At 72.2% G+C, this 12,364-nt stretch carries 18 protein-coding genes; 2 read left to right on the top strand and 16 right to left on the bottom strand.

The window, feature by feature from the left end:
• Positions 1-72: 72 nt before the first annotated feature.
• The 9 genes from AC5R91_RS13930 to AC5R91_RS13890 form a co-directional block, all read right to left on the bottom strand.
• Positions 73-1,020 carry a tyrosine-type recombinase/integrase gene (locus AC5R91_RS13930; RefSeq protein ID WP_495397571.1) on the bottom strand — a complete coding sequence of 316 codons (948 nt, stop codon included), beginning with the start codon at positions 1,018-1,020 and terminating at the stop codon, positions 73-75.
• Between the two features lie 565 nt (positions 1,021-1,585).
• Entirely contained in the window at positions 1,586-1,789 is a 204-nt protein-coding gene (locus tag AC5R91_RS13925) for a helix-turn-helix domain-containing protein (RefSeq protein WP_495397570.1), read from the bottom strand.
• Positions 1,786-2,250, bottom strand: a complete 465-nt coding sequence (locus AC5R91_RS13920) for a hypothetical protein (RefSeq protein ID WP_495397569.1) — start codon at positions 2,248-2,250, stop codon at positions 1,786-1,788. Before AC5R91_RS13920 ends, AC5R91_RS13925 begins: the two co-directional genes overlap by 4 nt.
• Before the next feature lie 2 nt (positions 2,251-2,252).
• The gene (locus AC5R91_RS13915; protein ID WP_495397568.1) at positions 2,253-2,816 is read right to left on the bottom strand and encodes a hypothetical protein; all 564 of its coding nucleotides are present in this window, start codon (positions 2,814-2,816) and stop codon (positions 2,253-2,255) included.
• Between the two features lie 15 nt (positions 2,817-2,831).
• On the bottom strand, positions 2,832-3,353 hold the full coding sequence (locus AC5R91_RS13910) for a hypothetical protein (RefSeq protein WP_495397567.1): 522 nt from the start codon (positions 3,351-3,353) through the stop codon (positions 2,832-2,834).
• Positions 3,354-3,608: 255 nt separating this feature from the next.
• Positions 3,609-4,013 (bottom strand): hypothetical protein, encoded by a 405-nt coding sequence (locus AC5R91_RS13905; protein WP_495397566.1) that lies wholly within the window; start codon positions 4,011-4,013, stop codon positions 3,609-3,611.
• A complete protein-coding gene (locus AC5R91_RS13900; RefSeq protein WP_495397565.1) occupies positions 4,010-4,615 on the bottom strand; it encodes a hypothetical protein in 606 nt (201 codons plus the stop codon). The genes AC5R91_RS13905 and AC5R91_RS13900 overlap by 4 nt, the downstream gene beginning before the upstream one ends.
• A complete protein-coding gene (locus tag AC5R91_RS13895; RefSeq protein WP_495397564.1) occupies positions 4,615-5,271 on the bottom strand; it encodes a hypothetical protein in 657 nt (218 codons plus the stop codon). The genes AC5R91_RS13900 and AC5R91_RS13895 overlap by 1 nt, the downstream gene beginning before the upstream one ends.
• A complete protein-coding gene (locus AC5R91_RS13890; protein WP_495397563.1) occupies positions 5,240-5,941 on the bottom strand; it encodes a helix-turn-helix domain-containing protein in 702 nt (233 codons plus the stop codon). Before AC5R91_RS13890 ends, AC5R91_RS13895 begins: the two co-directional genes overlap by 32 nt.
• 153 nt (positions 5,942-6,094) lie before the next feature.
• Here AC5R91_RS13890 and AC5R91_RS13885 point away from each other — a divergent pair, with 153 nt between their 5' ends.
• Positions 6,095-6,931, top strand: coding sequence for an IS5 family transposase (locus tag AC5R91_RS13885; protein WP_495392242.1), 837 nt, complete (start codon positions 6,095-6,097; stop codon positions 6,929-6,931).
• A gap of 11 nt (positions 6,932-6,942) precedes the next feature.
• Here the strand turns inward: AC5R91_RS13885 and AC5R91_RS13880 are convergent, their stop codons facing one another.
• Genes AC5R91_RS13880 through AC5R91_RS13870 form a run of 3 tightly spaced genes read right to left on the bottom strand, consistent with a single transcriptional unit; the run spans position 6,943 to position 8,236 of the window.
• Positions 6,943-7,230, bottom strand: a complete 288-nt coding sequence (locus tag AC5R91_RS13880; RefSeq protein ID WP_495397562.1) for a hypothetical protein — start codon at positions 7,228-7,230, stop codon at positions 6,943-6,945.
• Positions 7,227-7,730, bottom strand: coding sequence for a helix-turn-helix domain-containing protein (locus tag AC5R91_RS13875; protein ID WP_495397561.1), 504 nt, complete (start codon positions 7,728-7,730; stop codon positions 7,227-7,229). The genes AC5R91_RS13880 and AC5R91_RS13875 overlap by 4 nt, the downstream gene beginning before the upstream one ends.
• On the bottom strand, positions 7,727-8,236 hold the full coding sequence (locus tag AC5R91_RS13870) for a helix-turn-helix domain-containing protein (RefSeq protein WP_495397560.1): 510 nt from the start codon (positions 8,234-8,236) through the stop codon (positions 7,727-7,729). Before AC5R91_RS13870 ends, AC5R91_RS13875 begins: the two co-directional genes overlap by 4 nt.
• Positions 8,237-8,428: 192 nt before the next feature.
• Between AC5R91_RS13870 and AC5R91_RS13865 the strand changes: the two genes are divergently transcribed.
• Positions 8,429-8,776, top strand: coding sequence for a hypothetical protein (locus AC5R91_RS13865; protein WP_495397559.1), 348 nt, complete (start codon positions 8,429-8,431; stop codon positions 8,774-8,776).
• 122 nt (positions 8,777-8,898) lie between these two features.
• Here the strand turns inward: AC5R91_RS13865 and AC5R91_RS13860 are convergent, their stop codons facing one another.
• The 4 genes from AC5R91_RS13860 to AC5R91_RS13845 all read right to left on the bottom strand — a co-directional run bounded on the left by AC5R91_RS13860 (position 8,899) and on the right by AC5R91_RS13845 (position 12,304).
• Entirely contained in the window at positions 8,899-9,498 is a 600-nt protein-coding gene (locus tag AC5R91_RS13860; RefSeq protein ID WP_495397558.1) for a hypothetical protein, read from the bottom strand.
• Between the two features lie 285 nt (positions 9,499-9,783).
• Positions 9,784-10,176 carry a hypothetical protein gene (locus tag AC5R91_RS13855; RefSeq protein ID WP_495397557.1) on the bottom strand — a complete coding sequence of 131 codons (393 nt, stop codon included), beginning with the start codon at positions 10,174-10,176 and terminating at the stop codon, positions 9,784-9,786.
• Between the two features lie 179 nt (positions 10,177-10,355).
• Complete coding sequence (locus tag AC5R91_RS13850) at positions 10,356-12,110, bottom strand: DnaB-like helicase N-terminal domain-containing protein (RefSeq protein WP_495397556.1); 1,755 nt, start codon at positions 12,108-12,110, stop codon at positions 10,356-10,358.
• Positions 12,107-12,304, bottom strand: coding sequence for a hypothetical protein (locus tag AC5R91_RS13845; RefSeq protein ID WP_495397555.1), 198 nt, complete (start codon positions 12,302-12,304; stop codon positions 12,107-12,109). The genes AC5R91_RS13850 and AC5R91_RS13845 overlap by 4 nt, the downstream gene beginning before the upstream one ends.
• Positions 12,305-12,364 lie beyond the last annotated feature (60 nt).

Below are 12,364 nucleotides of genomic sequence, written 5' to 3'. Positions count from 1 at the left end.
CACTCCCCACCCCCGTGAGGTGGTGCCCACGACGTCAAGTCCAGCAGGAGATGGCGGCCCGCGAACGAGACATCACGCTCCGAGGAAGGCCGTCAGAGCGTAGGTGCCGTGGCGGTCGAGGTTGCCGCGGGCGCGGTCGTAGCCGCGGGTGGTGCGGGGGTCGGCGTGGCGGGCGAAGTCCTGGGCGTCGCGCAGGCTCGCGCCGGCGTCGAGTAGCAGGGTGATGGCGGTGGCGCGCATCGAGTGCGGGGACAGGCGGGCCTGGGGAAGGCCGGCGCGGCGGCCGAGGGCACGGACCTTGCGCCAGACAGCGGGCCGGTCGAGGCGGCGCCCGGTGGCGGTGGCGAACAGCGGCCCGTCGGCCCGGCCGTCGAGGTAGGTGTCGATGGCGTGGGCGGTCGCCGGTGACAGGGCGATCTTCGCGGCCTTCGAGCCCTTGCCGACGAGACGGAGGATCCGGTGGCCCCGTTCAGTGTCGAGGTCGTCGACGTCCAGGCTGATGGCCTCCGACACCCGCAGGCCGTTGCGGAGCATCAGGCCGATGAGCGCCTCGGTTCGTGGCCCGTCGGCTGTGGCGGCGGCGAGAAACCGGCGGGCCTCGTCCAGGGACAGACCGGGGGCCTGATGCCGGTCGAGGGTCTTCGGCCGCTTGACCCGGGCGGCCGGGGAGGCGGTGACGATGCCCTCGTCGAGGGCATAGTCGTACACCGAGCTGACCGAGGCGAGCTTGCGCGCGATCGTCGTGGATGCCTGCCCGGCCGCTTCGAGGTCGCGGGCCCACCGGTCGACATGGGGTCGGCTCGCCGCCAGCGGCGCGACGCCCCACCGCGCGCATGCCGCGGTCCACTCGGCGACCGCCCGGGCGTAGGCCTCCCGGGTCCGCGCGGAGAAGCCGCTGTCGAGCCAGAGGGCGACCAGCGCGGCCCACGGGTCGCGGCTCGCCCGGATGAGCGCCGGGGTGCTGCCGGCGGGCAGCACGTCGACGGCGGCGGGCACGGTCGGGACGATCACACTGGCCATGATCGAACGATACAACAGAATGCCCCTTCTGTTGTATCCATGGGGGACCGGTGCGGACCGTGCGGTCCCGGGGTGCCCCTAGGCTTCCGGCATGGGGATCGCCGCGCTCATCGTCTCGATCATCTCGCTGGTGGTCGCGATCGGGAGCGCCATCTACGCCCGGCAGATGGCCCGATCCGACAAGGAGCGCCGCAGCGACGAACGGCTACCCGCCTTCGTCGGCGCCATGGAGGAAGCCCCGGAGTCCGCCGGCGCCTCGGGCGGAACCGAGATGTTCCATCTCCGCCTCCGCCTCACCAGTCCGTGGCGCCTCGCCCGCCTGACCGCCTCGATCATCGACGGACACGGCGTCGAGTTCGTCGCCGCCTCGTCCGGGTCTCATCTGACGGGTATGCACGGTGCCCTCAGCACCGGCGACCAGACGGACTGGCTGGTGCGCGCGGTCGAGGACCGATCTGAGCAGCTACACCTGCGCGTGCGCTGTTCGGATGATGACGGGCGACGCTGGGAGGTGCCGGTGAACGTCGATGTCCCCTGGCCCCACCCCAGGTGTGGTAGGCCGCCCTCACCCGGCCGGCCGGTAGCAGGACGCCAGGTACGTCTTGACATCCGCGGCCGAGACGTACACCCGACGGCCGACCACCCAGCACGGGATCAGCCGATCGTCGGTGAGCCTGCGCGCCATCCGCTCGCTGATCGCCGGCCAGTGGTCCGGCACCGCGGTGCGGGCCACCAGGTCGTCCGGGACCTCGCCCGGTGCGGTCGTCACCGGGCTGCCAGCCGGATGACCGCGAGCCGGCAGCCCTCGTCGGCAAGCGAGGTGGACAGCGGCTCGTCGCCGGTGTGCCAGCCGGTCAGCTCCAGCTTGTCGCCGGCGGTCAGGGTGACGATGCGCCCCGGCAGGTCGAGCACCACGGCGTCGCCGTCGTCGGCGGGTGTGGTCGCCCCGGCCACGGCCTCGGCGTTGTTGCGGCGTACCCGCATGCCCCGGCCGCCGGCCGGGCCCGCGGCGACGGTGAGCGTAGCGAGGACCATGTACGCCCCGGCCGTGGGCACGCTGATCCGCGTGGGGTGGGCCGGGTCCCACATGTGCTCGTCGTCCTGTTCGGCGGCGCCGAACACGATCGGGCTGTCCTCGCCCGGGGTGAGGTTCTGCGGGCTGGTCGCGCGGACGTGGCACACCCCGACGTCCGGCAGCAGGGCGGCCATACCGTCACTGGTTCCGATCATCATCATGCTCCGATCCAGATGACGGTCAGGGATGATCCGCCGTCCGCCACCGACGTCTGAATGGTCGCCCCGCTGTTCTGGCGGATCCGCAGCTCGACGTAATCGTCCACCGCGAGACGGACGACGCGGGGTCCCACGGGCATGAACGGTTCGATGCCGGTCATCGCCGCGCGCTGCGTGATAGCCAGAGTGATCGGCGAGGCCGAGCCGCCGTTTACCATCAACTTCGACGCGCGAAACCCGGTGCCGTTGACGGCCAGCGCCGCGGTCCCGGCGACCAAGTACACCCCCGGGGTACGCACCATGTACCGCGAGAGATTGTCCCGGTCGGAATGTCCGCCGTCGCGGTCGACCTCCTCGTTCTGCATTGCGATCGGGTAGTCGGAGTCGGTGGGGATGTCGTGGGCGATCGTCTGGGTGAGCTGGCAGAACCCGCCCGCTCGGAACGACAGGAACGACAGCATTGTCGAGATCTTGTTCATCTCGACCGAGGTGAGGTACGGGTCAGGCCAGCCGGGTGGGCTGGGGATGGTGTGGGCCGTACTCGGCCCCGACGGTGTCGTCATTTGTGCTCCAGAGGGTCAGCGGCGACCAAGCCGCCAAGCTTTCGAAATCTTCGTCTTCTTGTGGATCTTCACCCCGCCGAGCTTCGGCGCCTTCACCCCGGAGACGCGGAGCTTCGCCAGCTCGGGCGGGAGCTTCACCGGCTCCGGCTTCGGCGCCTCGGGCGCCTTCGGGAGGTTCACGGGGGCGTTCCACTGGCCGCCCGGCTTCGCTCGAGCGACGCGCGCGGCCTGGCTCATCGGGAGCCGCAGCGCGACCGTGTCCGCCTCACGGGCGGCCGGCCGGCGAAGCGCCACCGTCGACGCGTCCTGGACGGCCGGGCGGGGGAGGACCAGCGTCGGCGCGGCCTCCCGCAACGCCCGGCCGAGGTCCGCGCGGGACAGGCGCATCGTCGGCGCATCCCCACCACCAGACGGGAGCACCGACCGGCCCCCGCCGCTGACCGCGGCGTGCTCGGCGAGCCTGCGTGTGCCGATCCCCGGATGCGCGCTGCGGCCCCGGTGGCTGTTCAGGCCGCCCTTGCGGCGGCCCAACCACACCAGGAAGGCGTCCGGGTTCCGGATGCTCGGGTCGGCCTCGACCTTCGCCCGCAGCGGGTCCGCCCGGTCTGCGCGGGCACGGCCCGCAAGTCGGCCTCGACCTTCGCCCGCAGCGGGTCCGCCCGGTCTGCGCGGGCACGGCCCGCAAGCTGGGCGATGGACAGGCCATTGGTTCCCCGGCGCGGGCCAAAGTCCCCGGAGCCGTGAACGGCCCGCGGGGTGGCCTTGCGGCTGTAGCCGGGGAGTGCCGTCATGTCAGGCTGCCCCGTCCCCGTCCCCGTCCGCTGTTCCGTCCGGGCCGGCGTCCCCGGCGAGCAGGTCCCGTAGCTGGCCGGAGCGCAACGCCTGGTCGACTTCGTCCGGGGTTGCGGCGCCGGCGTCCTGTGCCGTCCACTGCTTGCCGTCGGCAGGGCCCCGGAAAGGCACGGGTGCGCCGAGAAGCTCGGCGAGCTCCCCCCGCTGGAAAGCCGGGTGGATCTCTTCTTGCGGGGCGTTGTCAAGCCATGCGGCGTCGCGCTGCGGCACCCGGGTCTCCCCTCGCCAGCTGGGATGCTGCGGCGTTCCGAACGCGGCCGGGGCGGCTGGCGCTGCCTCGCGCCGCTCCCGGGCGGCGTCCAGCGCGTCGAGGTAGTCGAAGAAGCCCAGGCCGTCCCCGCTCACCGGGTCGTCTCCGTGGCGCCGAGCCGGGCCCGCAGGAAGCCGGCCGGATCGTCGGCGAGTGCCTGCTGGAACGGCTGGCAGTCGTCGGCGAGGTGCCGGCCGGGCCGTAGCTCGGGGTTGATCGTCGAGTTGGTGGCCCGGTAGACCGCAAGGCCAGCGAGCTGCCCAGCATCGGGCCGGATGATCCGCTGGCCGTCGACCAGGAGGTCCCCGCCGTGCTCCAGCCAGCCGAGGCCGGCGTTCTCGGGCTGGGCGACCGTGCCGGGCGTGACCTGCTCGGCGCGAAGCTGGGCACGCCACGAGTCGTGCAGCCTTCCCCGTTCGTCGACGGCGGCCAGGAGCTCGGCGAGCGCCGTCTCAGCGGCGAGGAGAAGCCCGTGCAGGCGGTCGGCGTCGGGCGAGGCGGCCCGGATCTCCTCGGCGAGGGTCTCCAGTCGGGCGCGCCGCTCGGCGCCCGCTTCGGCGGCCAGCCGGGCCCGGGTGCACTCGGCGCGAGCAGCGATGAGACGGGCGAGGAGCCCTTCGGCGCGGGCCGCAGTTTCGCCGTCCGATGCCTGGTCGAGGTCGGAGAGCAGCGTTTCGGCGTCGGTCGATGTGGTCATCAGGCGGCCTCGCCGAGCTCACGGCGGAGCACCTCTGTCAGGTCGGCTGTGCCGACGGCGTCGACGGCCGCGGCCGAGGGCTGCGGCAGCGTCCAGCCCGACGGCGCACCGCCGAACACCCGGCGCAGCGCGAGAGCGACGTACAGCGCGGGGTCGATCTGGTCGACGCGCCGCGGTCCTACTCCGACGGACCACCCCATGTAGGGCTCGCTGTGCCAGGGGCCGGACCCGCCGCGCGGTCCGGCCGCCACGCCGCAGCCCCGCAGCCCCGCGGCGGTGTCCGCGATGAACGTCCTGCGGTACTCGGCGATCCGTCGCAGCCCAGCGACGGCCTCGCCGATGGCTTCGAGGTGGTCGAGGATCTGCTCGGCGTCGCTGGGCCGGTTCATGATCGAGGCGATGAGCTCGTCACGCCGGTCCCGGCGGACCGTTTCCCGGCGGGCGGCCTCAGCCTCGGCGCCCCGTAGTCGGGCACGGGCCCGGGCGAACACGCCGAGGGCCTCGACGTCGTCGGGGTCGGCGTCGTCGGCGGCGGCCTGCTCGAGCTGCTGCTGCGCGCGGGCGTGGGCGGCTTCGGCGTCGCGCTGGTAGTCGGCGAGGTCGGCCGCGGACAGGCGGCGCAGGTCAGCCGTGCTCGTGGCGGGTGAGGTGGTCATCGTCTGTGCCCGGCTCCGTAATGATCCAGACCCCGCCCGACCGTCGGGCGGGAATCGCGCCCCGACGGGCCAGCCTGCGGACGTAGCCGGTGCTACATCCCATCCGACGGGCCATCTCGGCGGCGCTGATGCTGATCGCAGCGTGACCGGTCGGCCGGTCGCTGGTACCGGTGTCGGAACCGGGGCGCGACCGGAGCGCGGCGCGGTCGAGCTGGTCGAGCAGCGTGCTCAAGCCGACTGCCGGGAGCGGCCCGCCGTCGCGGCGCGCACGGGCGGCCAGGGCCTCGACGAGCAGGGCGCGCACCGGTCCGGCAAGCAGAGGCGGCACGACCACCGCGCCACCGAACATCTGTTCGCGGCGAGCGAGCGCATCGACGATGATCGCTGCCACCGACCAGCCGGCCGGCGGCTCATCGCCGAGCAACGCCCGCACCCGCCGCAGTGCGGCGAGATCGGCCTCGGCTACGGCAACGGTGAACGCCACGGCGGGGCGGGCTGGTAGCCGGGCCAGATGGCGCGTGAGCGCGTCGAGCGCCCGGGGATCCACGGCACCCGACAGCCGGAGCCGAACCGCCTCCAGGGCCCGCTCGTACCGGGCGACCCGGTGGGCGACGGCGGCGAGATCGATGACGTCGAGGGCGGCCACGTCCAGGCCGCCGGCGTCAGCCATCGGCGTCTCGGCGCCGCTCGGCCTCGGTCATGATGGCGGCGACCATCTCAGAGCCTGTCTTAGATCTTGGTTGTGTGGCCTGCGCGTGATCTGTTTCTGATCTTCGCGGTGTGGTGGCGTGATCGGACGGGTCGGGCTGGCCACGGTCGGGGCATGGGTCGATCTCGCCGCTATCCCTCCGATATGTCCGACGCGGAGTGGGCCTACGTCGAGCCGTTGCTGCCCCCGGTCCCGAAGGACGGCCGGCCCGAGAGCCACGACCGGCGCGACATCGTGGACGCGATCCTCTACGTGACCCACAACGGCATCGTGTGGCGGGCGCTGCCGGTGGATTTCCCACCGTGGAAGACGGTCTACGGCTTCTTCGACCGGTGGAAGAAGAAAGGGGTGACGATCAGTGTCCACGACGGGTTACGCGACACGGTCCGCCAGACCGAGCACAGAGCGGCCGAGCCGACCGCCGGTGTGATCGACTCCCAGTCGGTCAAAGGCTCCCAGGTCGTTACCGCCGCCTCTCGCGGCTACGACGCGGGGAAGAAGATCAACGGCCGCAAGCGGTTCATCGTCGTCGACACCCTCGGCCTGCTGCTGGGGGTGCTGATCGTCCCGGCCAGCCGGCAAGACCGGGACGGCGCCCGCCAGCTGCTCATCGATCACTACTTCGCCACCCCCAGCTGCCGGCACCTGTTCGCCGACGGCGGCTTCGCCGGAAAGTTCGTCGACTGGGCCGCCCGCTTCGTGAAGACCACGGTTGAGATCGTCCGGAAGAAAGACGGCCAGAAAGGCTTCCAGGCTCTCCCACGACGCTGGGTCGTGGAACGCACCCTCGCCTGGATCACCGCCCACCGCCGCCTCGCCCGCGACTACGAACGCGACCCTGCAAGCTCCGCCACCTTCATCCACTGGGCGATGATCCGCACCATGGCACGCCGCCTCGCCCGCGGCACCCTGGTCCAACGCTGGACACCCAGACCGACGACCGACCGATAACCCATCAAGATTCAGGACAGGCTCTCAGACAGCCATTCCTCGGCCGGCCCGTCCGGGTCGCAGTTGGCCCACTCGTCCAGGACCTGCGCGCAGAACCTCGCGAGAGCCATCGTCAGCGCCGCCGCCGCCCAGCCGGTCTCATCCGAGCCCGGGGCGGCCGACGCGGAAATGTCACGGTAGATCGCGAAGAACGAGCGCTCCAGGTCGGCCGGGGGCAGGTGCCGGGCGGTCCCGACAAGCTCGGCCGCCCGCAACGTCGTGGCGACAACGTCCGCCGCGAGCTCGCCCCGGCCAGTCATGAGGCCTCCCGAAGGCCGTCAGCCGCGACACCGAGCGCGCGGGCAAGATCGCCGAGCATTGACCGGGCCTGGGCCGTGCCGTCCTCGACGGGAACCGTGGACAGGCGGACGATCGACGCCGACAAGCTCGCGACAGCCGAGGCCAGATCGCGGGCACCGGCGGGGGTGATCTGGGCGAGGGGGGTCACCACCGACTCGCCGTTCTTCGACGCGAACACGCTGTCGTAGGGCTCGGACAGCCGGCGGACCAGCCTCGACGCCTCGACAAGCATGTCGCCGACCAGCTCGGTGCGGCGCGCAGCAGCGTCCACGACCTTCGCCGCGGTCGCCTCCCTGGTCGCGGCCCGGTCGAACTTCAAGCCCAAGCCCTTCGCGATCTTCGTGATCGTCGACGGTGAGCGGCCCAACTCGCGGGCGATCGCGTTGCGGCTCAGCCCCTGCGCGTGCAACTCGCGCACCGCGTCTTCGTCCTGCGGGCCCAGCACCCGCAGCGTGGTCACGCCGACCGTCCGCTCATCGCCGCAAGCCAAGCATCAACCGCGGACAACTGCGCAGTGCCGTCCTCGACGCCTTCAAGCCTGGCGATCACCGAAGACAGCCGATCGGCGGCCGTGGCAAGCGCTTGGACGTCCCGGGCCGGCAGCACCGACACCGAGCTCTCCACGACGTCACCGTCACGGGTCTCGCCGTGGGCCACCGGCCGGCGGGAACCCAACCTGGCCAGCGTCTCGTCGAGGCGCAGGTAGGTCGCCGTCAGGATCTCCGACCGGCGCGCAGCAGCATCCACGACGGCGGCGCGGGTCGCCCGCGCGGTCGCCGCACGATCGAAGGCCAACCCGAGGTCCCGGGCGATCTTCGACACGGTCGAGGGTGACCGCCCCAACCGCTCGGCGATCTTGTTGCGGCCCAGACCCTCGGCGTGCAGCGCGCGCACCTCGTCCTGGTCGCCGGTCTCGACCGGTCGCAGATGGGCGCGACCCGGTCGGCCACTACTCTCCGCTGTCATTGTCCGGCGCACCTCCTCTCATTTCTTCGATGCCCGCTGTCACGCTGGGCATTTCCTACGAACATCATCCGCCTACCGCCGTCACCGCACCCCAGACGATGACAGCCGGTGACCTTGTCCGCCTCGCGCGCGTACGCGAGCGACCGGACGCCCGCCACCGTCTCCCGTGTCGGGGTGTGGCACGGTGGCCGGATGACGGGGGAGATCACGGGGGATGCGTGGGATGGCGACGGGGAGGACTGGGCCGCCGAGGAGGAGGCACCAGGCCCGCGGGTGCGGCGGTACGACGTGGCGCGCGAGTCGGGTGGGGTGGTTCCGCGGCGGCTCGGCGACCTGGGAATCCGGGTATTCACGTCGGAGGGTAACGACGAGTTCGTCGCGTGCTTCATTCCGACGATCTTGTATCCGGGTGATGCCGAGTACGAGGCGTACGACCGGAGTCTGCCGCCCGGGGTCGTGGCCGAAGCGTTGCCGGGAGGCCGGTCGCGTCGGCGCCGACGGCCGTGGCTGCTGCGCTGGTGGATTCGCGAGGAGCGGTAACCAGCTCAGGGAGTGATCTTCGTCAGCGGCGCCATCGAACCGGTAAGGCGCGAGTGCCACACCCGGACCAGATCGGGTTGGGGTGAGCCGGGCGCGGTGATGGCCGCGCCTGGCTGGGGTGGTCAGGCGGTCTCGGTGGGCGGTCGACCGGTCGACCTGAAGCGGGCGGCATCCAGGGCGGCGGTGGCCAGGGTGCGGATCCGGTCGGCTGCGTCGACGGCGGCGTCCGCGTCGACGTCGAGGAGCGCCCATCCGCCGCGGTCGGTCAGCGACACCCGCGGCACGCCGCCGCGCAGGCACGCGCTGACGAACACCTCCACGCTGTCATCGTCGAGGGCGTCGTGTCCGAGGCGGGTGATGTCGGGTGCCGGATGTGACCAAGGGAGGGTCTTCACGAACGCTTCGGCGCGGCGGTCCTTGTCGATTCGCCGGATGCTCGACAGCGCCATCGCGGCCAAGGCGAGTGTCTCGCCGGTGGCGGTGGCGGCGATGGTGTCGAGGGCGCCTGCGACGGCGGCGAGGTCGGGTTGGCCGGCGGCGAGGCACCGGGGGCAGATCGGCTTGCCGGCCTTGATGTTGCCGGCCGGGTATCGCGTTGGCACGATGCGGGCCTGGAACGTGGTCGCGCAGTCCGCGCAGCTGGCGGTGATGCCGTCGAGGTGGACGTCGAGGTAGACCGTGGTTGCCGGGCTGTCGCCGGCCAGGCTGATCTGGCTGATCATGCGGGGCGATCTCCCTTGCTGGTGTGGGTGGGGGGTTGCGTACGGCACCCGGGCGGCCCGCGCGCCGAGCGCCTGGTGGTCACGGGGCCGGCCGGGCGTTCGGGCAGCCACCGACGTGACGGACGAGGAGCGCGCCGTGCGGGCCGGGCTCGGCAGGGGTCCGACAGGACGGGCAGGTCCAGGCGGTGGGCGAGCGCAAGCCCGCCCACGGGGCACGTGCCTCGGCACTGGGCGTGCCGTCGGGTCGGGCGTGGCCGGTCCACTCCCGGGCGGGCCGGGGGGCGCTCATGCTGCGGCCCGGGTGGGGTCGAGGGTGGGCACGGCGGCGGTGTCGAGGGCGCCGTGGTGCCGGCCGCTGCACGGGCATGTGCAGGTCCGGGGCGGGCTGACGGCGAGCAGGCATCCGGGTGCGCATCCGCCGGTGTCGATCAGGGTGCGGGCGGTGGGCGCTCCGTGGGCCGGCGACGCGCCGGGGGTGAGGGTGGGCATGGTGGGGGCGCCTCCAAGTCGGTTGATCTTGCGGTCGTGCCGGGCTGCGAGTCCGGCGGCGCGGGCGGCCTGCTTTGCGAGGTCTTCAGCCCGGCGGGCGTTGGCGCGCTTCCGGGCGTCGATGATGCGGGCGGCGACCCGGTCCTCGGTCTCCTTGTCGATCTCGGCCAAGTCGTTATCGGTGATCACTTTTGGCCCTTCAGGGGTGGCCACGAGGGGGGGACATTCAGGGGTGGCGGCCACCCCTGGGCCTGACGCGCGGTGTCCCGCGGGTGAGCTGTAGTCCTGTGACCTGGGGTTTTCTATGAGCAGGGAACCGGAAATCTGCTGACAGGGGGGACAGCGTCCCCACCTGCCCCCCTGGAATTTCAGGTCGGGACACGGCGGTACTTTCTTCCCTGTTGACCTTGGTAGACGACCGTTTCGATCTCGATCTGTCCTGCCTCGGCGAGCCGCCCCACGGCGTCGTCCAGGTAGTCGCGGTACCGCCGCGCGGCCGATCGCAGATCGGACTGCGACACCCACCCGTCCGCCCGGTGAAGGCATCGCATGATCGCCGCGCATGCCTTCTTCGTCTGGGCGCCGTCGGTCCGGTCGGCGACGATGACGGCCCGCTCGGCGTCCGCCTCGGCGCGGGCCCGGTTCCGTTCGGCGGCGGCCCGGCGCAGCGTGTCCACCACGGACTGACGGGTCCGGTCCGAGACGTCCATCAGCGTCCCGGCCAACCGCCAGTCCTCGGCGGTGACGCGGGCGTGCCCGTCGAGCAGACCGAGCGCGGCGGCGACCTTCAACCGGCACAGCAAGGCGTGCCCGTCGAGCGCCTCATCGTCCCCCCGCTGGCGCCGACGGTGTGCCTCCCGGATCGTGACGATGGCCTCGGCGCACACGTCGAGGACACGCAGCCGGCCGGGGTGGAACTCGACGTCGTCCGGCCACCCGGGCAGGTCCCACTCCCACGGTTTCGGTTCGGCCGGCATCTCGTCGGGCATCGCGGGGTCGGTGCCGGGCAGCCACACGAACCGTTGCGGCGTGCCCCCGGCGGCCTCGGCCTCGTTGAGCAGGACATCCGCCCGACCGGGCTGCACCCCGACGACCAGACCGAGGCGGTAGGCGTGCGGGGCGACCTTCAGCCGACGGGTGGCATCGGCGTTGTTAAAACCGACCTCTTCGCCCACCCACCCGCTCCGCAGGACAGAGAGGATCGTGGCGCCGGTACGGCCCTTGACCGCGCCGAGCTGGTCGACCTCATGAATCTCGATGACGGCGGACGTCTCGTCCTGAACGATGTCCTCGGCGTCCTTGTCGTAGTGCACGAAGGTCTTGACCAGACCCTCACCGGTCCCGACCGGCCACACGTTGACGTCACCGACGTCGCAGGCGTCACGGGCCGCGCCCATCGCTGCGCCCTTACCCCCACCGGAGGGAGCCACGACCGCGAGGAACAGGTTCAGGCTCGCGTGGCTGCCGATGATGGCAGGCAGGACGTACTCCGGCGGTACCTGCGACAGCACTCGGACCAGGGCCACACCGAGGACAGCCCACGGCGACGCCATCCGCGCACGGGCGAACTCGCGCACATGGGCCAGGCACGGCCGGGCAGACCAGAACGACTCATCGTCGACCGCGGCGGGCCCGGCCAGGCCGCGGGCGACGGTTCGGGACAGCTCGGCAGTGGTCCACCCGATCACCTCGGCCACGTCGGCATCCGGGCTGTCGAGGTAGCCCAGTGCAGACAGGAACGTCTCCCGGGTGCGACGCCGGTCGGCGGCGCCGGCCACCTGGCGGGCGTACCAGCCGACGTTGCCCACGGTCGCGGCGACCTCGACGCACTCGACGAGGTACACCACCTGCATCCCGTAGGCCGCGATCGAGGTCTCCACCTCCGACCGGCGCAGCATCTCGGTCCACACGGGCAGCGGGTCCGTGAGCAGACCGTCCGCCCGCAGGTCGCACGACACCCGGAACGCCAGGCCATGCGCGGACCGGTGGAAGTCCTCGGCGGTCAGCGTCGCGGCGAGGTCCACCGCGGTCTCCAGGTCGCCGGACATCATCGCCCCGACGACCACCCGCTCAGCGAGGATCAGATCATCACCGACGTTCGCCCGGATCGGGCTTACGGTCACTCGCCCACCCGCCGCATCCGCGCGGCCTCGCCCCGCCGGCGAGCGTCGAGGTGCTCCCGCTCGGCATCCAGGGTGCGCAGCCGGCCGCCGCAGACGCGGCGGAGCTGAGCGCGGAGTTCCTCGATGGGGTCGGTGGCCGGGTGGTCGGGGGTGTCGGCGGTATCGTCACGCCGACCGATGACGGGTATCGTCACAGGTAGTCCTGATCGTGTGATGGCGGGCGGGATTTCAGACCTGGCGGGTCTGTGGGTTGG

Source organism: Frankia sp. BMG5.60 (assembly GCF_059428125.1).
Note: the sequence above shows the minus strand (reverse complement) of the source record. Positions and strands in the feature narration are given on the sequence as shown.